This is a genomic window from Pseudomonas sp. Z4-20 (assembly GCF_051131955.1).
Taxonomy (GTDB): Bacteria; Pseudomonadota; Gammaproteobacteria; order Pseudomonadales; family Pseudomonadaceae; genus Aquipseudomonas; species Aquipseudomonas marvdashtae.
On the sequence record NZ_CP071641.1, the window covers coordinates 1,765,632 to 1,784,474 of the forward strand.

Genomic DNA, 18,843 nt, shown 5'->3' on the forward strand with positions numbered 1-18,843 from the left:
CCCTCTTCCGGAAAGTTTCTGCCCATGTTGTTGACCCGCCATCTCGATGCCAACGCCACCCTGGTTTCCCTGATCGAACCCTTGGCGACCCGTGACGGTTTTGTCCCGACGCAACTGCCCGGCGTGCATGCGCTTCGGGCCAGCCAGGACGTCGCTCGTGGCCCGCAGCTGTACGAGCCGAGCCTGGTGATCATCGCCCAAGGCAGCAAACTAGCGTACCTGGGGCCTCGCACGCTGGAATATGGTGCCGGGAATTATCTGATCCAGGCCCTGCCGGTGCCGTTCGAATGCGAAACCTACGCCTTGCCCAATGCTCCGCTGCTTGGGGTTTCCGTTGCGATCGATCGAGCGATGTTGGGGGAGCTGGTGTTGGCGATGGGGCTGGTACCGGGGCGGAACCTGGCGCCGCAGACGCCGGAATCGATGACGTGCGCAGTGCTCGATGACGCCATGCGTGGATGCGTCGAGCGCTTGCTGCGCTGCTTGCACGATCCGCTGGAATGCCAGGTCATGGGCCAGGCACGGCTGCGGGAACTGTTGTTCGTCGCACTGCGTGGCCCCCAGGCCGATGTGTTACGCGCACTGGTGGAACAACAAGGGCAATTCGCCCGGATTGCCGCTGCCCTGAGCCATTTGCACGCGCATTTTACCGAGCCGCTGAACGTCGAGACCCTGGCCAGTTGCGCGCACATGAGCGCCTCGACCTTTCATGAGCATTTCAAGCGCAGCACGTTGCAGACGCCCGTGCAGTACCTCAAGCGGCTGCGCCTGCTCAAGGCCCAGCGACTATTGCTCACCGAGGGCATGGGCGTGGCCGAGGTCGCTCATCAGGTGGGATACCAGAGTCCGTCGCAGTTCAGTCGGGAGTACAAGCGCTACTTCGAGCGTAATCCTGGGGAAGAGCGGGCAGCCTGATCCTTTGACGGAAGCGGCGCTGCTTTAATTGTGCACAACAAAAAGGCCCCCATTGCGGGAGCCTCGATGTTCAGCGTGTCGGCTTACATGTTCGGGTAAGTCGGACCGCCGGCGCCTTCCGGCGATACCCAGGTGATGTTCTGTGCTGGGTCCTTGATGTCGCAGGTCTTGCAGTGCACGCAGTTCTGGGCGTTGATCTGGAAGCGTTTTTCGCCGTCTTCCTTGGTGATGACTTCGTACACTCCAGCCGGGCAGTAGCGCTGGGCCGGCTCGTCGTACAGCGGCAGGTTCTTGCTGATCGGGATGCTTGGGTCGGTCAGCTTCAGGTGGCAAGGCTGTTCTTCTTCATGGTTGGTACCGGAGATGAACACCGAGCTGAGTTTGTCGAAGCTGATCTTGCCGTCCGGTTTCGGGTAGTCGATTTTCTTGCAATCGGCCGCCAGTTTCAGGCAAGCGTAGTCCGGCTTGGTATCGCGCAGGGTGATTGGTAGCTTGCCGCCGAAGATGTTCTGGTCGAGCCAGTTGAAACCCCCGCCGATAATCGCGCCGTATTTGTGGATCGCTGCGCCGAAATTGCGGCTGGCGAACAGTTCTTCGTACAGCCAGCTGGCCTTGAACGCGTCGACATAGCTGTTCAGTTCGTCGGCACCTTCGGAGCCGGCGAACAGCGCATCGGCCACGGCCTCGGCGGCGAGCATGCCGGATTTCATCGCCGTGTGGCTGCCCTTGATCTTGGCGAAGTTCAGGGTTCCGAGGTCGCAACCGATCAGCGCGCCGCCCTTGAAGACCATTTTCGGCAGCGAATTCAGGCCACCCTTGGCGATGGCGCGTGCGCCGTAGCTGACGCGCTTGCCGCCTTCCAGGTATTGCTTTAGCACCGGGTGATGCTTGAGGCGCTGGAATTCGTCGAACGGCGACAGGAACGTATTGCTGTAGGACAGGTCGACGATCAGGCCGACCACCACTTGGTTGTTTTCCAGGTGGTAAAGGAAAGAGCCACCGGTGTTTTCGGTGCCCATGATGTCCAGCGGCCAACCGGCGGTGTGCACCACCAGGCCTGGCTGATGCTTGGCCGGGTCGATTTCCCAGATTTCCTTCAGGCCGATGCCGTAGTGCTGGGCGTCGGCCTCGCTGTCCAGGTTGAAACGCTTGATCAACTGCTTGCCGATATGGCCACGGCAGCCTTCGGCGAACAGTGTGTACTTGCCGCGCAGTTCCATGCCGGGGGTGTAGAGGCCTTCCTTCGGATTGCCTTCGCGGTCGACACCCAGGTCGCCGGTGATGATCCCGCGCACCACGCCGTTCTCGTCGAACAGCGCTTCCTGGGCGGCGAAGCCTGGGTAGATTTCCACACCCAGGTTCTCGGCCTGCTGGGCCAGCCAGCGGCACAGGTTGCCCAGGGAAATAATATAGTTGCCTTCGTTGTGCATGGTCTTGGGCACAAAGAAGTCAGGGATTTTGCTCGCGGTCTCGGCGTTCTTCAGGACATAAATGTCATCGCGCTTGACGGGCGTATTCAACGGGGCGCCGAGTTCTTTCCAGTCCGGGAACAGTTCGTTCAGGGCGCGCGGTTCAAACACCGCGCCGGAGAGAATGTGCGCACCGACTTCGGAGCCTTTTTCGACCACGCAGACGCTGATTTCCTTACCGGCTTCGGCGGCCTTCTGTTTCAGTCGGCAAGCGGCAGACAGGCCAGCGGGGCCGGCACCGACGATGACCACGTCGAATTCCATGTATTCGCGTTCCACAGGCTATCTCCTACTCAAGGCTCTACAGTTTTTTCTAATTGGAGGTTTGGCGATGCATCCGTCGTTTCTTTGGCCAGGCGACGAAAGCGACAATGAATGACCCGCGCTTCTCTCTTAAGCGGCGCATTATATCTACACCACTCTCAGGGTCCAATACAAACGTTTGTTTGAAATTGCCGCAGCCCAGATAAATCACTGACGTACGGCTTATGACTGACCATTTTGCCGTATTGACCGGAATAGGCGTTCCGGTCAAGATACGGGCGGTTTTGCGCTCGCCGTAGGCTGACTGTTGGTTTCAAGAGCACCTCTAAAGACAGGGCGAAGGCAGCACAAAGTGACGAGTTGCGTGGTTCGGACGCGCAGTTTACACGCCGCGATAATGAATGACTCATCGGTCATCACTGACGAATGGTCTTCACTCCCGTGAGCAAAGGTCATGTGTGGTTCATGCCGGCGTTTTTAGAGGTGCCCTTGCGCCCATGATCATCAACCGCCAGGTTCGCCCGGGCGGCTTTCTTTTCACCGGAGAGTAACGAGGAATCCATGAAGGTTCTTGTAGCTGTCAAACGAGTGGTCGACTATAACGTCAAGGTTCGCGTCAAGGCGGACAACTCCGGCGTCGACCTCGCCAACGTCAAGATGTCGATGAATCCATTCTGCGAAATCGCCGTAGAAGAAGCCGTACGCCTGAAAGAGAAAGGCGTGGCGACTGAGATCGTCGTCGTTTCCATCGGCCCGACCACCGCCCAGGAGCAACTGCGCACCGCGCTGGCGCTGGGTGCCGATCGCGCCATCCTCGTCGAATCCGCCGAAGACCTGACTTCCCTGGCCGTGGCCAAGCTGCTCAAGGCCGTTGTCGATAAGGAGCAGCCACAGCTGGTGATCCTCGGCAAGCAGGCCATCGACAGCGACAACAACCAGACTGGCCAGATGCTCGCGGCATTAAGCGGCTATGGTCAGGGCACCTTCGCTTCGAAAGTCGAAGTGTCTGGTGACAGCGTTGCCGTGACTCGCGAAATCGACGGCGGCGCGCAGACCGTTTCGCTGAAGCTGCCGGCCATCGTTACCACCGACCTGCGTTTGAACGAGCCGCGCTATGCGTCCCTGCCAAACATCATGAAAGCCAAGAAGAAGCCGCTTGAAGTGCTGACTCCGGATGCTTTGGGCGTTTCCACCGCCTCCACCAACAAGACCCTGAAAGTCGAAGCGCCGGCTGCACGCAGCGCAGGCATCAAGGTCAAGTCGGTGGCTGAACTGGTCGAGAAACTGAAAAACGAAGCGAAGGTAATCTGACTATGACTATCTTGGTAATCGCCGAACACGATAACAAGGCGCTGGCTCCGGCCACGCTGAACACTGTTGCTGCCGCTGCCAAAATCGGTGGCGACGTGCACGTTTTGGTCGCCGGGCAGGGCGCGAGCGCCGTTGCCGAAGCCGCCGCGAAAATCGCTGGCGTGGCTAAAGTGCTGTCGGCCGACAACGCCGCCTACGCGCACCAACTGCCGGAAAACGTTGCGCCGCTGGTTGCTGAGCTGGGCAAGGGCTACAGCCACATCCTGGCTGCCGCCACCTCCAACGGCAAGAACATCCTGCCGCGCGTTGCCGCTGCGCTGGACGTCGACCAGATCTCCGAGATCATCTCGGTAGAAAGCGCCGACACGTTCAAACGCCCGATCTACGCCGGTAACGCCATTGCCACCGTGCAGTCTAACGCTGCGGTCAAGGTCATCACCGTGCGCGCCACCGGTTTCGACCCGGTTGCCGCCGAAGGTGGCTCGGCTGCCGTTGAGGCAGTGGGCGCTGCCCATGACGCCGGCATCTCCAGCTTCGTCAACGAAGAACTGGCCAAGTCCGATCGTCCTGAACTGACCGCTGCCAAGATCGTCGTTTCCGGCGGCCGTGGCATGCAGAACGGTGACAACTTCAAGCACCTGTACGCCCTGGCCGACAAGCTGGGCGCTGCCGTCGGCGCTTCCCGCGCGGCGGTCGACGCAGGTTTCGTGCCCAACGACATGCAGGTCGGCCAGACCGGCAAGATCGTTGCGCCACAGCTGTACATCGCCGTCGGTATCTCCGGCGCGATCCAGCACCTGGCCGGCATGAAGGACTCCAAGGTGATCGTTGCGATCAACAAGGACGAAGAAGCACCGATCTTCCAGGTGGCCGACTACGGCCTGGTGGCGGACTTGTTCGAAGCCATCCCTGAGCTGGAGAAGCTGGTCTAATCCAGCGTCTTCACTTATAAAGAGCCCGGCCCTTTGGCCGGGCTTTTTATTTTCTGCACTGTTTATTTGATGCAAGGGGAGCAAGTCGCCATGGATCTGCGTCGTTGGACCCGCTGGTCGTTGCTGTGGACATTGGCGGTCATGCCGGGCCTGTCTGTCGCCGCCGGCAAATGTGAACGACTGATCGCCACCGGCAGTCCGGACGCACCGCCTTATCTCTGGCAAGACCCTCAGGACCCCAAGCACCTGATTGGCGCCGGTGCCGACCTGCTGGCGCACGTCGCGACGGAGCTGGGGATCAAGATCGAGCTGCTGTATGCCGGCAAGCGCGCCCAGGCGCTGGACGAAGTGCGCAGCGGGCGCATGGACCTGCTCACCGACGCTCCACTGACAGCCGCTGGGCTTGAAGCGTTGGATTACGTCCATCCGCCGCTGTTGGAAAATGATTACCTGGTCTGGACTCGCAACGACTCGACGCTGGTCATCAACCAGCCCGGAGACCTTCATGGGCATCCCGGCGCGCTGTCGGAAAAGGCTCGAATGACCCAGGGATTTGGCATTTTCGCCGAGCAGCAATTGTCCCTGATCCGTACGCCGAACCTGACCCAGGCCTTTCAGAAATTGCTCTTGGGCGAGGTGGAATATGTCCTGGCGGGGCGCTATTCGGGCTTGGCGACGGCGCAGACATTAGGCTTGGCCAACGATCTACAGGCCGCACCGCAACCGGTGGATAAACCGGGATTGTTCCTGGCGGTTTCCCATAACTCCGCCTGCAATGACCCATGGTTGCGCGGACAGCTGGCGCAAAAGATGACAGAATTGGCCGCGTCCGGCCTGACGGAGGCTGTATTGCAACGCAATCTGGAGCGTTGGAAAACACAGTTGAAGCCTCCTGTCAGTGCCCCAAAACAGTAGGGAATATTAGTGACTATTCGACCTCTTTTCGCTGCCCTGGCCGTTCTGGCTCTGGCGGGTTGTGCAGCCGATCCGGCGCCGAATGAACAGATCCGCCTGACTGAACAGGCCATCGAGCAAGCCCGTGCGGTGGGTGCCACCACCGAAGAAGTGCCCGAGTTGAAACTGGCCGAAGAAAAGTTCGCTCGTGCCAAATCGAACATGGCCGACGAATCCTACAAGAAGGCGCGCATGCGGGCCGAGCAGGCCGAGCTGGACGCGCGCCTGGCCGAAGCGAAGGTGCTGAGGCTCAAGAGCCAGGAGCAACTGAACGTGCTCGATACGCGCATCAAGCGCTTGCGCAAACAGTTGAGGGAGGATGCCCAATGAATCACTCCCATGTTTTCGGTGGCCTGCTGATTGCAGGTCTCGCGAGTTTGTATGGCTGCGCCGGCCAGCGCAGCGAGGCAGTGCTGGAACAGGCCAGCGGCGATTTCCAGAAGGTCAAGGAAGACGCCAACGTGCTGCGTGCCGCGCCCCGGGACGTGATCCGCGCCGGCGAATCCTTGGCCCGTGCCGATCGCTTGTCCAGCTACTGGGGCAGCGGTGAGGATGTGCAGCATTACGCCTATCTGAGCCAACGCTATAGTGCGATTGCCCGGGAGCACAGCAATCAAGTGCTCAACGAAGAGCGCGCGACGAAGCTCGAGCTTGAGCGCCAGCGTCTGCAATTGGCCTTGCGCGAGTCCAAGTTGCTAAGTGTCCAGCAGCAGGGCAAATGGCTGGAAGAGCAGATCATGGCGATGGCGACAACCCAGACTGATCGCGGCCTGGTGATGACGCTCGGCGACGTATTGTTCGACACCGGCGAAGCTGAGCTGAAAAACTCGGCCAATCGCGTGGTGCTCAAGATCGTGCAATTCCTTCAGCTCAACCCCAAGCGCGTAGTGCGTATCGAGGGCTACACCGACAGCACCGGTGGCAAACAGGAGAACCTCAAGCTGTCCCGTGACCGCGCGCAAGCGGTGGCGGACGTGCTGGTGGACCTGGGAATCGACGAGAAGCGTATTCAGGTCGAAGGCTACGGCGATCAATACCCGGTGGACGTCAACGCCTCCGAACGTGGCCGGGCACAGAACCGTCGGGTTGAAATTGTGTTCTCCGACGAGAAAGGCCAGCTCGGCGCCGCCCGCTAAGGGCTGCGGCTCTGGAAAACCCGGCCCCTATACAGGCGCCGGGTTTTTTTGGGCTCGGCGATTGTCCGGCAAGCGGTACAGTTAGAGCTGTCACTCCACTGTACTGTCGAGTAATCTGGCAACTGTCCCAGTACACTTCTAAACTGTTACGGTATCGTTTCCGACAAGAATAAAATGCCCGTAAAATCGAGTGCTGCGTCATGACCAACCTCTTGCTCTACCAACGTATTGCTCAACAGCTGGCTGAAGACATCCGGCGCGGTGTGTATCAGCCCGGTGAACGCGTGCCTTCGGTGCGCAAGATGAGTTCGCAGCTCAACGTCAGCCATGCCACCGTGCTGCAGGCCTACGCCAACCTTGAAGACCAGGGCTTGATTCGCGCGCGGCCGCAATCGGGCTATTACGTGCACCAGACGCCGGCCCTGACCGCGCCGACGCCGGACATTGCCCGAGTGGAGCGTCCGGGGCTGGTGACGCGCAGCAGCATCATCCAGCAGGTACTGGTCGAGTCGCGCCGCGAAGGCGTCTTTCCGTTGGGCGCAGCGGTGCCGAGCGTCGATTACCTGCCTGTCCGGGCATTGCATCAGCAGTTGGCCAAGGTCACGCGTTTCCACAGTCCACGCGCGTTCAGCTACATGTTCAGCCCCGGCTTCGAACCGTTGCGCCGCCAGGTGGCGATTCGCATGCGCGATGCCGGTGTCGTGGTGGATCCTTCCGAAGTCGTGATCACCCATGGCTGTGTCGATGCGCTGCAGATGTCGTTGCGCGTGCTGACTCGACCTGGCGACCTGATCGCCGCCGAATCGCCAACCTATTACGGTTTGCTGCAACTGGCGGATCTGCTGGGGCTCAAGGTGATCGAGATCCCGAGTGATCCTGTCACTGGCATGAGCCTTGAAGCCTTGCAACTGGCGGCCAACCAATGGTCAATCAAGGCGCTGGTCCTGACTACGCGCCTGAGCAATCCCCTCGGCGGCACCATGCCTGAGGAGCGGCAGAAGCAGCTGCTGCGCCTGGCGTCGGACTTCGACATTCAGATCGTCGAAGACGATATCTATGGCGAGCTGATGTTCGAGCAGGGCCGTACCAAGGCGCTCAAGGCCTACGATCGATTGGACCGGGTGATCTACTGTTCGAGTTTTTCCAAGACGCTGTCACCAGGCGTGCGCATTGGTTGGATGATCGCCGGCAAGTTCCAGCACGAAATCCAGCGGCTCCAGACCTTCAGTACCCACTCGGCGTGCAGCGTCACCCAGATGGGAATCGCGGCCTATCTGGAAAACGGCGGCTACGACCGACACCTGCGCTATATCCGCCAGGAGTACCGCAAAAACCTCAGCGCCTTCCAACTGGCGGTGCAGCAATACTTCCCGGAAGGCACGCAAATGAGCCGTCCCACCGGAGGTTTCATCCTGTGGGTCAGCCTGCCGGGGCGGGTCAACACTCAGGAATTGCATGTGCGGGCGTTGCAACAAGGCATCAGCATCGCGCCAGGGCTGATTTTCAGCAACACCGAGCAGTTCAACCATTGCATCCGGCTCAATTGCGGCACACCGTGGAACCGCGAGGCAGAGCGAGCGTTGATGACGCTGGGGCTGCTGGCCACTCAATTGTGCCAAGAGACAGCCAACGGGTTTCTATAGGAATCAGTGGCTTGGTTTGATGCGCTTGTCAGCGCCTCATAATCGGGCGAGCATGGAGACTCTGCCGCAAATGTCGTTGTGTCTATGAAAGCTATTGGTCCTGCTGCCTGGGTTTTGATTGGCCTGTTGAGCGCCTTCCATGTCGCAGGCGTTGCCGTGGCGGCTCCAGCGCAGGAAAAAACCACCGCTAGCGCCAAGAAGGACACGCCGAAGAAAGCCGCGGTGGTCAAAAAGTCCCCTGCTAAAAAATCCGCCACGACGAAGAAAAAACGCGCGCCCATCGCCTCCAAGAGCAAATCGGCCCGTGAGGTTGCCAAGACGCCTTTGCCGCCGGCCAAGCTTGACCTGAGCCTGCCGCACGATATGGTCGATGAGCTGCAACCACCGGGCAAAGTACCGTTACCCAAGCGTGAGCCGTTATTGCCGTCGATGTTCGGCGAGAAGCCCGGTCCGTTCCAACTCAACGGTCGCCTGCTGAGCAACGAGATGCAGCTGCCGCTGCGCAACCAGGAGCGCAACGAAGTGGAAGGCGCCGCGCTGGAGTTCGAATTCAAGCAATAAGCGCTGCAAAACACTGCTGTTCGTCGCTGACCGTCCGGTCACCGGGCGATGTACGAAAAAACACGCGGCTGGCAATTTGAAACAACTGTTTTAGTCGTTACTCTGTCTTCTGTTACCAATCATTACCTGTCGTAAGGATATCGTCCTCATGGAATGCCGTGAAGGCTGTGGCGCCTGTTGCGTCGCCCCGTCCATCAGTTCGCCCATTCCGGGCATGCCCCAGGGCAAACCTGCGGGCGAACGTTGCGTGCAACTGTCGTCCGCTAATCTGTGCCAGATCTTTGGCCAACCGGAGCGTCCGGCGGTGTGCTCGGCATTCGAGGCCGATATCGAGGTCTGTGGTTACAGCAGTGACGAAGCCATTCGGCTGATCGGTTGGTGGGAGCAAGTCACGGCAGCGTAATGCGTCAAGATCGGAACTTCGAAAACAAGGAAAACAACTATGGGTTCGCTGCATCGTATGGCTGTGTTGTGTGGTTTGACTGTGTTCTTGGCGACGGCTACAGCCCAGGCTGAGGATTGGCAGGTTGCCAAGGAAAAGGAAGGTATCAAGGTTTCACTCAGTGAAGTCAGCGGTTCCAAGTACAAGGCCTACCAGGGCGTGACCGTCATGAAGACCACCATGGCGAAGTTGCGAGCCTTGCAGGAAGACGTAGCGGGCGCCTGTGCCTGGATTCATGAATGCAAGAGCCAGAAACTGCTCAAGCACGAAGGCGGCAAGAGCTGGACCTACACTCAATTCAACACACCATGGCCGGTTACGCCCCGTGACTCCGTGCTGGAGGTCACCACCGCCGAAGGCGCCGATGGCAGCCTGACTCGCAACCTCAAGGGTGTCCCCACCTATGCCCCTGAAGAGAAGGGTTTCGTGCGCGTGACACAAGTCGACGGTTTCTGGAAGTTCACTCCCAAGGGGGCGGACCAGGTCGAGGTGATTTACCAGGTCCATACCGAGCCGGGTGGCGACGTTCCGTCCTGGCTGGCTAACAAGTTCGTCGTGGATGCGCCGTTCAATACCCTGAAAGCGTTGAAAGAACGCGCCGAAAAATAATCCTGATCACTCTAAGAAAAACCGCCCTTGAGGCGGTTTTTTCGTAGGTGCCGCCTACGAACTCAGCGGAACGATTGTTTCGCCGCCAATGTCGAGATAGAGGTAAGCCCGGCCATTCCATCGATCAAGGAGACACTGATGCAAAAGTGGGAAATCACCTTCGTTGACGATCACGGCGAAACGATCGCCGAGCAGTTTGATTACGCCCAGGAGCCCACGATGGAACAAGCGGCACAACTGATTCGGGAGAAGCTGGTGCCTCTCTCGAAAGAGCTTGACCTCAACGATTTGGAAGGTCGCACCGACGACCCCACAGTCAAGAGCCTGAAGACCCAAAACAGTATTGAAATCATCAGCATTAAATCGGCTTCATGAAATTCATTGTCTGGTCCCGCTTGGCAGCCGCACTGACTTGAAGCTACTCTGCAATCGAGATCAGCGAAAGGATCGCCAAGGTCCGGTCTTGTCAGCTACATGCTTGTGTCCCGACGGTCATTTGATGCCGTATCGCTTGTAACGCAGGTTGCACGCACGGGAGGACGGAAAGTCTATCCATCGGTTCTGAGGAGGACGTTTCATGAGCACAGCCTATCAAGAAGACATCAGCACCAGCGTGTTGCGCCGCATGAAAGAAGGCGGTTTCGATTTTTCCCAGTTTCATCCCATCGAGTTCTACGCCATTTTTCCCGACGAGGAACGGGCACGGCGCGCGGCAGGTCATTTTCGGGGAGAGTCGTTGAATGCGCAGATCAGCGCCCGGGATGATGGCGCCTGGTCATTGGAGCTGAGCCGGGTGATGTACGCCACTTATGACGACATTGGCGACTTCGAGATGAACTTCGAAGCCGTGGTCGAACCTTTGGGTGGCATCATCGAAGGGTGGGGCGTCAAGCAGGAGATTCGGCGCCTGCAAGCCTGATACTTTCCAACAGATCCACAGCAACGGCTGGCCATCGTGTCGGCCGTTTTCATGTGTCTAGTAACGCCTGGCGAACTCCTGGCGAGCGCGCCTTTGTGGGGGAGGAGCAGCTCAACCCAATGGCCAACTTACTGCTTCAATGGCTGCTTGCGCCCCGCCATGTGCTTCAAATACCCCACTAGCAAATCCAACTCCGCGTCCGGCAGCACCGCCGCCGCGAACCCGGGCATTTTCCCCTGGGGCCAACGACGCAGGCTTTGCGGATCCCGTATGTAGCGCTTGAGGAAGTCTCCCGAGAAATATTCTGTGGGATTGAAGGGGATGTTCAGGTCCGGACCGAACTGCGCGTCACCCGCGCCGTTGAGGCGATGGCAAGCCAGGCAGTTTTTCTGGAACAACTCGAAACCTTTATTGACAGGATCATCCTTGGCCAGGGTGGGCGAGGGCAGTAGCGCCGGGAAACGCTCGGCCACCGCCGACAGGCGCTTGATGGTCGCCACTGCGTAGGGCCATTGTTCGGGGCTGATATGGCCCGCTTGGGGATCGGTCCAGACCAGGTAGAAAGGGCCGGCGCCGTGCTTGCCTTGCCCCAGCGGCGGCCAAGGTTTGGCCGGGTCTTCAATCGCCAGCCACGCTCGGGCGCCGTTCGTGTTGAGCAGCGGCGCCGCAGGCATTTCGGCTGCAAAGCCGTCCAGCGCCACGGCCTGAAGATGGTCGTCCGATCGGACTCCGGTCAACAGTGCGGTCAACGGCACGGCCTGATAACTCATGGGTTTCTTGTAGGAAACATCTTCAATGATTTGGACGGTTTGAACTTCCGGATGCTTGAGCAGCTCTTCGGTTTGCCAGGTGTGCGCATTCGTACCCAGTTCCAACACCAACTGCGCGGCGTATGAAGGCGTGCTGAGCAGCAGCGCCCCGATCAATGTGAAAGCTTTCAAATAAGTCGCCGTCCATGTCGAGGGGGAGTGCAAAGGTTGGCACAACCACCGTTGTCGGAACAACGATCCGTCTCGTATTTATCGGTGATGCGACTTACTGAGGGTGCGGACACCACGTGCCTGGATCAGCCGATCACCTTGGTGATATTCGGCAGAATCAACAGCAGCGTCGTGGCAAAGAGAATGAGTCCGGCTTGACGAACTTTCGAATGTTTGAACATGGCTGGCCCGCCTTTTTGTTATTTCCTGAGGCCAGCCTGCATAACTCCATCTCGGCTGGCGTTGCACTTCCTGTTGCACAAGCGCCTCGGCAAAACCCGACGACTTACTTGTATACGTTTACCTTAGGGTCCACGGCTGCTATGGCTTAGATCCAATTCATATCAACTTGAGCTGTGTCGCTATTAAAAAGGCATGAGGCCTATTGCCAGCTTCTTGCCGGGCCTTTTGCTAGACAGCTTGCTTACCTGAACCGGTTAACCCGATAGCTCGCTACCGTTCGTCTGGGCGTGGCTGTCAATGCCGTTGAGCACTGTGGTCATTGCATCCAGCGCCGCTGGGCTTAAGGTTGGAGGGGTTTGTTCCATGCCGATGGCGGTTCGAGGATGTCATGACCCAAGCTTATATTTTCGATGCATTACGCACGCCTCGCGGCAAGGGTAAACCCGACGGCGCGCTGTACACCGTCAAGCCGGTAAACCTGGTCACTGGCCTGCTTACTGCGTTACGGCAGCGCATGAGCCTGGACACCCGTCATGTGGATGACGTTGTGCTCGGTTGCGTGACGCCAGTGGGCGACCAAGGCGCCGACATTGCCAAGACCGCTATTCTGGTGGCCGACTGGGACGTGAGCGTACCCGGCGTGCAACTCAACCGCTTTTGCGCCTCGGGACTGGAGGCCGTGAACCTGGCCGCGATGAAAGTGCGCTCCGGTTTCGAAGATCTGGTAGTGGCTGGCGGCGTCGAGTCGATGTCGCGTGTGCCGATGGGCAGTGACGGTGGCGCATGGGCGCTGGACCCGCAATCCAACCTGCACGGGCATTTCGTGCCCCAAGGCATTGGTGCCGACCTGATCGCCACTCTGGAGGGTTTCAATCGCGAGGACGTCGACGCGTTCGCCATGCAGTCCCAGCAAAAAGCCGCGCGGGCCCGTGACGACGGTTCGTTTCACAAATCGTTGGTGGCGGTGCGGGACCAGAACGGAATCGTGTTGCTGGACCACGACGAATTCATCCGCGCCGACTCAACGCTTGAAGGCCTGGGCAAGCTCAGGCCGAGTTTCGAAGCGATGGGGCAGGCGGGCTTCGATGCCACGGCGTTGCGGGTTTACAGTCATGTCGAGCGGATCAATCATGTGCACACACCGGGCAACAGTTCGGGCATCGTCGATGGCGCGGCGCTGATGCTGATCGGTTCCCAGGCCAAGGGACGGGAGCTGGGCCTGGAGCCTCGGGCGCGAATCGTCGCCACTGCCGTCACCAGCTCCGAGCCGACCATCATGCTCACCGGTCCGGCCCCAGCCACCCGCAAGGCCTTGGCGAAAGCTGGGCTGCGGGTGGAAGACATCGACCTGTTCGAAGTCAACGAAGCCTTCGCCTCGGTGGTGCTCAAATTCATCAAGGACATGGCCATCGACCCGGCCAAGGTCAACGTCAACGGCGGCTCCATCGCCATGGGTCACCCTTTGGGTGCCACGGGCTGCGCAATCCTCGGCACGCTGCTCGATGAACTGGAGGTGCGTCGCCAGCGCTATGGCCTGGCGACTTTGTGTGTCGGCGGTGGCATGGGCATCGCCACCATCATCGAACGCCTCTGAGTCCCGACTTCAAGGAACACTTTTCATGATCGACGCCATTCGTTACGAAACCGGCGAGGACCGGATCGTCGTCCTCACCCTGGACATGCCAGGCCAGAGTGCCAATACCATGAACGCGATCTACCGCGAGGCGATGGCCGTTTGCGTAGCTCGCTTGACCGGTGAAAAAGATTCGATTGCCGGCGTGATCGTCACCTCCGCCAAAAAAACCTTTTTTGCTGGCGGCGACCTGAACGAGCTGATCAGGGTCGGCAAGCACGAGGCCCAGGCCTTCTACCAAACGGTCTTGGGACTCAAGGCGCAACTGCGGGCCTTGGAAACCTTAGGCAAGCCCGTGGTCGCGGCCATCAATGGCGCGGCCCTGGGCGGCGGTTGGGAAATCTGCCTGGCTTGCCATCATCGCGTCGCGTTGGATCATCCGTCGGTGCAGATCGGCTTGCCGGAAGTCACCCTCGGCCTGCTGCCAGGCGGTGGCGGTGTGGTGCGAATGGTGCGCCTGCTGGGCCTGGAAAAGGCCCTGCCGTATTTGCTTGAAGGCAAGCGTGTGGGTCCGCAACAGGCGCTGCAGGTCGGCTTGATCGATGAGCTGGCGGCGGACCGCGACGAACTGCTGGCGAAATCCCGGGCCTGGATTCTCACCAACCCGAGCGCGGCTCAACCATGGGACAGCAAAGACTATCGTATGCCAGGCGGGACCCCGTCCGACCCGGCAGTCGCTCAAATGTTGGCGATCGCGCCTTCGATCCTGCGCAGCAAGACCCAGGGCTGCTTGCCGGCTCCGGAGAAAATCCTCTGCGCCGCCGTCGAAGGTGCACAGGTGGGGTTTGACGCGGCGCATCTGATCGAGACCCGTTATTTCGCCGAGTTGGTCACCGGCCAAGTGGCCAAGAACCTGATCGGCACCTTCTGGTTTCAACTCAACGAGATCAAGGCCGGCGGTTCCCGCCCAGAGGGTTTCACGCCTTATCGGACAAACAAAATCGGCGTGCTCGGTGCCGGGATGATGGGGGCCGGCATCGCCCATGTCAGCGCAATGGCTGGCATCGACGTGGTGCTCAAGGACATCGACCTGGCCGCAGCGCAAAAGGGCAAGGCCCGCTCGGCGGCGTTGCTGGACAAAAAAGTCGCCCGTGGCCAGCTTGCCGATGGACAGCGTAATGCCACGCTGGCGCGCATCCATCCCACCGACAGCGATGCCGATCTGATCGGTTGCGACCTGATCATCGAAGCCGTATTTGAAGACCGGGCTTTGAAATCCACCGTGTCGGCGGCAGCCCAGGCGATGGCAGGGCCTGACGCGGTGATCGCTTCCAACACTTCGACGTTGCCCATCAGCGGCTTGGCGATGGCGGTGCCGGACCCGGGCAAGTTCATCGGATTGCACTTCTTCAGCCCAGTGGAAAAAATGCCTTTGGTTGAAATCATCAAGGGGGCGCGGACCAGCGAGGAAACCCTTGCCCGGGGCTTCGATTTCGTCCTGCAAATCGACAAGACCCCGATCGTGGTCAACGACAGCCGCGGCTTCTTCACGTCGCGGGTTTTTGGCACCTTCATCAATGAAGGCATCGCGATGCTTGGCGAGGGTGTGAGTGCGCCGATGATCGAAACCGAGGCGCGCAAGGCCGGGATGCCGGTCGGGCCCCTGGCTGTTTCAGATGAAGTTTCCCTCAGTCTGATGAGCCATGTCCGCACGCAAACGGCCAAGGACCTGCAAGCAGAAGGGAAGACGCCGATTGAGCACCCAGCGTTCGCCGTGATTGACTGGCTGCTCGAGAAAGACAAGCGACCGGGCAAAGCCGCCGGCGCCGGTTTTTACGAATACCCGGCCCAGGGACAGAAATACCTCTGGCCGAAGCTCAAGCACCGCTTCGAGAAGCCCGATCGGCAAATCCCGCCTCAGGACATCCGTGATCGCCTGCTGTTCATCCAGGCCTTGGAGACCGTGCGCTGCGTCGAGGAGGGCGTCGTCACTTCGACGGCGGACGCTAACCTCGGCTCGGTCTTCGGCATCGGCTTTGCGGCCTGGACGGGCGGTGCGTTGCAGTTCATCAACCAATACGGTGTGCAGGCGTTCGTGGACCGTGCCCAATCCCTGGCCGATCAATACGGTGAACGTTTCTCACCGCCCGCCCTGTTGCTGGAAAAAGCTGCGAGCCAGGCGCTGTTCTGACGGGGAGGGGGCTTGCCTTGGGGCGGTGTTTCAAGGCAGGCTCTGGGTGTGCAATATTCCCATCATCCTGTCAGGTATTTTTTATGTCGCTACGCATCTGCATTTTGGAAACCGATATCCTGCGTCCGGAACTGGTCGACCAATATCAGGGTTACGGGCAGATGTTTCAGCGCCTGTTTTCGCAGCAGCCCATTGCGGCTGATTTCACCGTGTACAACGTGGTGGAAGGGCAATACCCCAGTGACGATGAGCAATTCGACGCCTATCTGGTCACAGGCAGCAAGGCCGACTCCTTCGGCACCGATCCCTGGATCCAGACCCTCAAGACCTACTTGCTGGACCGTTACCAGCGTGGCGACAAGTTGTTGGGCGTCTGCTTTGGCCATCAGTTGCTGGCGCTGCTGCTGGGTGGCAAGACCGAGCGGGCGAGCCAAGGCTGGGGCGTGGGCACCCATCGTTATAAGCTCGCGGCCAAGGCGCCGTGGATGAGCCCGGTAATGGAAGAATTGACCTTGCTGATCAGCCATCAGGATCAAGTCACCGAGCTGCCAGCAAATGCCACGGTCATCGCTACAAGCGATTTCTGCCCCTTCGCGGCCTATCACATCAACGATCAAGTCCTGTGCTTCCAAGGCCATCCGGAATTCATCCACGATTATTCCCGGGCCTTGCTGGAGATCCGCCAACAGCACCTCGGCGAACAGATCTATAGCCAGGGCGTGGCGAGCCTTGAACATGAACATCACGGCACGACCGTGGCGGAGTGGATGATGCGTTTTGTGGCTCAGAAGCAGCTTTAAGCTACAAGCTACAAGCGCTGCAAGCCCGAACTTGCAGCTTGAAGCTCAAAGCTTGCAGCTGCTCCTCTCTTACAACCATCCCGACCGCTTGAAACTCACCCACAACGCGGTACACCCCACCCCGATAAACCCCAGCACCAGGAAGTAGCCGTAGTGCCAGGTCAACTCCGGCATATTCTCGAAGTTCATCCCATAGATCCCGGCGACAGCCGTCGGGAACGCCAGGATCGCTGCCCATGCCGCGAACTTGCGTTGCACCACGCTCTGGCGTGACGCTTCGAGCAGCACACCAATCTCGATGGTCTGGCTGGCAATGTCCGCCAGGGTCGCCAAGTCTTCCATCTGCCGGGTGACGTGAATCTGCACATCACGGAAATACGGGCTCATATTCTTGTCGATGAACGGAAAGTCCAGCCGCTGTAGTTCTTCGCTGATTTCCACCATCGGCGCCGCGTAGCGACGCAGGCGCAGCACGTCGCGGCGCAAACTGTGCAGATTTTGGATGTCTCGCTCGTTGAGAGCGCTGCACAGCACGTTGCGCTCCAGCTCATCGATCTCGGCGTGAATGGCTTCGCCCACTGGCTGGTAGTTTTCAATGACGAAATCGAGGATGGCGTAGAGGACAAAATCTTCCCCGTGCTCCAGCAGAATAGGACGTGCCTCACAGCGTTGCCGGACGTGGGCGTAGGACGCGGAGTGACCGTTGCGGGCGGTGATGATGTAACCCTTGCCGGCGAAGATATGGGTTTCGATGAACTGCAGCTTGCCGTCCTGGCGTACCGGCGAATACGTGACGATAAACAGCGCATCGCCAAACGTCTCCAGCTTCGGACGGCTGTGTTTCTCCATGGCATCTTCAATCGCCAGCTCATGCAGGTTGAACTGGCGTTGCAGGTTGGTCAGCTCCAGCGTGCTCGGCTCTTCGAGTCCGATCCACACGAAATGTCCTGGTTTTGCAGCCCAGGCGCTGCCTTCGTCGAGGGTAATGTTGGTGACTTTCTTACCGGCGCTGTAAACCGCAGCAGCAACGACTCTACCCATGATGATGGTTCACTTCTTCTTGGAAATTGGCAGTGGCAGGCACGTGCAGCTTAGCGCGCCATGGTGCTTGAGAGTCAGCAAAATCCGCTGAGTTCGCTGGTAAAGGAAAACCCGCCATGGAGGCGGGTTTTTGGCTCAGGCGGCTTGCAGCTGCCGATCCATCGTCTCGATGCACTCGCGCATCTGTTCCCGGCATTGGGCGACGAGGCGGGGCATGTCATCCATGCTCAGGCCTGCCGTAGGAATTGCCGGTAGCGAGCGTATGAGAATGTCACCACTGCGCCAGCGATTGAGGCGCATGTGCTTGATGTAGCTGCTGACACACACCGGGACAATCGGCACCCCGGCGGCGATCGCCATTTGAAATGCGCCTTTCTTGAACGGCAGCAGCTCTGCGCCGAGGTTGCGCGTACCTTCCGGAAACACCCAGATAGACGTGTTCTCGTGCTGGAGCGTATGCGTGGTGGTCAGCATCGACTTGCGCGCCTTGATCGCATTGCCGCGGTCAATTAACACGTTACCGGCCAACCAGAACAATTGGCCAAACAGCGGCACCCACTTCAGGCTCTTCTTGCCAATGCACACGGTACGACGCGGCACCACGTTGCCGAACACGAACAGATCATAGTTGGACTGATGATTGGCGATGATCACGCAACCCTGGGATTTATTCACCAGCGTGTCCACCTCGGCCTTCACCCGCAAGCGCAGGATCCACATCGCAGGCAGTGCATACAGCCTGGCGCATAAACGGCTGTTGTCGGGGTTGAACGGCCGGCACAGCCCCAGCATCACGCCAAGCACACCCGCCAGGACAAAATGCAGGGCCATCAACGACATACGCAGTGCAAACAACATCTACAGGCCCCATTGGGACAAAAGGTGGCGCAGTGTACGGATGTGCACTGTTTTCAGCAATT

19 protein-coding genes are annotated in these 18,843 nt (G+C 59.3%); 15 read left to right on the plus strand and 4 right to left on the minus strand.

Features of this window, described 5'->3' with window-relative positions:
* Positions 1-24 precede the first annotated feature (24 nt).
* A complete protein-coding gene (locus J3P82_RS08240) occupies positions 25-915 on the plus strand; it encodes an AraC family transcriptional regulator N-terminal domain-containing protein (protein WP_434562131.1) in 891 nt (296 codons plus the stop codon).
* Positions 916-998: 83 nt separating this feature from the next.
* On the opposite strand, the gene J3P82_RS08245 is transcribed toward J3P82_RS08240, so the two are convergent.
* Complete coding sequence (locus J3P82_RS08245) at positions 999-2,663, minus strand: electron transfer flavoprotein-ubiquinone oxidoreductase (protein ID WP_434562133.1); 1,665 nt, start codon at positions 2,661-2,663, stop codon at positions 999-1,001.
* A gap of 546 nt (positions 2,664-3,209) precedes the next feature.
* On the opposite strand from J3P82_RS08245, the gene J3P82_RS08250 reads away from it, so the two are divergent.
* The 11 genes from J3P82_RS08250 to J3P82_RS08300 all read left to right on the plus strand — a co-directional run bounded on the left by J3P82_RS08250 (position 3,210) and on the right by J3P82_RS08300 (position 11,155).
* Entirely contained in the window at positions 3,210-3,959 is a 750-nt protein-coding gene (locus tag J3P82_RS08250) for an electron transfer flavoprotein subunit beta/FixA family protein (protein ID WP_007908338.1), read from the plus strand.
* Positions 3,960-3,961: 2 nt separating this feature from the next.
* The gene (locus J3P82_RS08255) at positions 3,962-4,891 is read left to right on the plus strand and encodes an electron transfer flavoprotein subunit alpha/FixB family protein (protein WP_434562135.1); all 930 of its coding nucleotides are present in this window, start codon (positions 3,962-3,964) and stop codon (positions 4,889-4,891) included.
* 90 nt (positions 4,892-4,981) lie between these two features.
* Complete coding sequence (locus J3P82_RS08260; protein WP_434562137.1) at positions 4,982-5,806, plus strand: substrate-binding periplasmic protein; 825 nt, start codon at positions 4,982-4,984, stop codon at positions 5,804-5,806.
* Between the two features lie 9 nt (positions 5,807-5,815).
* Positions 5,816-6,175: a DUF4398 domain-containing protein gene (locus J3P82_RS08265; protein WP_434562139.1), complete on the plus strand. Its 360-nt coding sequence runs from the start codon at positions 5,816-5,818 to the stop codon at positions 6,173-6,175.
* Positions 6,172-6,981 carry an OmpA family protein gene (locus J3P82_RS08270; protein WP_186645051.1) on the plus strand — a complete coding sequence of 270 codons (810 nt, stop codon included), beginning with the start codon at positions 6,172-6,174 and terminating at the stop codon, positions 6,979-6,981. Before J3P82_RS08265 ends, J3P82_RS08270 begins: the two co-directional genes overlap by 4 nt.
* Positions 6,982-7,181: 200 nt before the next feature.
* Positions 7,182-8,624 (plus strand): PLP-dependent aminotransferase family protein, encoded by a 1,443-nt coding sequence (locus J3P82_RS08275; protein ID WP_434562141.1) that lies wholly within the window; start codon positions 7,182-7,184, stop codon positions 8,622-8,624.
* A gap of 84 nt (positions 8,625-8,708) precedes the next feature.
* Positions 8,709-9,185 carry a translation initiation factor 2 gene (locus J3P82_RS08280; RefSeq protein WP_434562143.1) on the plus strand — a complete coding sequence of 159 codons (477 nt, stop codon included), beginning with the start codon at positions 8,709-8,711 and terminating at the stop codon, positions 9,183-9,185.
* A gap of 148 nt (positions 9,186-9,333) precedes the next feature.
* Entirely contained in the window at positions 9,334-9,588 is a 255-nt protein-coding gene (locus J3P82_RS08285; RefSeq protein ID WP_434562145.1) for a YkgJ family cysteine cluster protein, read from the plus strand.
* A 39-nt stretch (positions 9,589-9,627) separates the two neighbouring features.
* On the plus strand, positions 9,628-10,236 hold the full coding sequence (locus J3P82_RS08290; protein WP_434562147.1) for an START domain-containing protein: 609 nt from the start codon (positions 9,628-9,630) through the stop codon (positions 10,234-10,236).
* Between the two features lie 138 nt (positions 10,237-10,374).
* The gene (locus J3P82_RS08295) at positions 10,375-10,611 is read left to right on the plus strand and encodes a hypothetical protein (RefSeq protein ID WP_434562149.1); all 237 of its coding nucleotides are present in this window, start codon (positions 10,375-10,377) and stop codon (positions 10,609-10,611) included.
* Between the two features lie 202 nt (positions 10,612-10,813).
* Positions 10,814-11,155 (plus strand): ribonuclease E inhibitor RraB, encoded by a 342-nt coding sequence (locus J3P82_RS08300; RefSeq protein WP_186611482.1) that lies wholly within the window; start codon positions 10,814-10,816, stop codon positions 11,153-11,155.
* A gap of 128 nt (positions 11,156-11,283) precedes the next feature.
* Here the strand turns inward: J3P82_RS08300 and J3P82_RS08305 are convergent, their stop codons facing one another.
* Complete coding sequence (locus J3P82_RS08305; protein ID WP_434562151.1) at positions 11,284-12,096, minus strand: c-type cytochrome; 813 nt, start codon at positions 12,094-12,096, stop codon at positions 11,284-11,286.
* Between the two features lie 610 nt (positions 12,097-12,706).
* Here J3P82_RS08305 and J3P82_RS08310 point away from each other — a divergent pair.
* The 3 genes from J3P82_RS08310 (at position 12,707) to J3P82_RS08320 (ending at position 16,882) form a co-directional block, all read left to right on the plus strand.
* A complete protein-coding gene (locus J3P82_RS08310) occupies positions 12,707-13,912 on the plus strand; it encodes an acetyl-CoA C-acetyltransferase (RefSeq protein ID WP_434562153.1) in 1,206 nt (401 codons plus the stop codon).
* A 25-nt stretch (positions 13,913-13,937) separates the two neighbouring features.
* On the plus strand, positions 13,938-16,082 hold the full coding sequence (locus tag J3P82_RS08315; protein ID WP_434562155.1) for a 3-hydroxyacyl-CoA dehydrogenase NAD-binding domain-containing protein: 2,145 nt from the start codon (positions 13,938-13,940) through the stop codon (positions 16,080-16,082).
* An 83-nt stretch (positions 16,083-16,165) separates the two neighbouring features.
* A complete protein-coding gene (locus J3P82_RS08320; RefSeq protein WP_434562157.1) occupies positions 16,166-16,882 on the plus strand; it encodes an amidotransferase in 717 nt (238 codons plus the stop codon).
* Positions 16,883-16,951: 69 nt separating this feature from the next.
* Here the strand turns inward: J3P82_RS08320 and J3P82_RS08325 are convergent, their stop codons facing one another.
* On the minus strand, positions 16,952-17,923 hold the full coding sequence (locus J3P82_RS08325) for a magnesium and cobalt transport protein CorA (RefSeq protein ID WP_186640748.1): 972 nt from the start codon (positions 17,921-17,923) through the stop codon (positions 16,952-16,954).
* Between the two features lie 135 nt (positions 17,924-18,058).
* Positions 18,059-18,781 (minus strand): lysophospholipid acyltransferase family protein, encoded by a 723-nt coding sequence (locus J3P82_RS08330; RefSeq protein ID WP_434562159.1) that lies wholly within the window; start codon positions 18,779-18,781, stop codon positions 18,059-18,061.
* Positions 18,782-18,843: the final 62 nt, after the last annotated feature.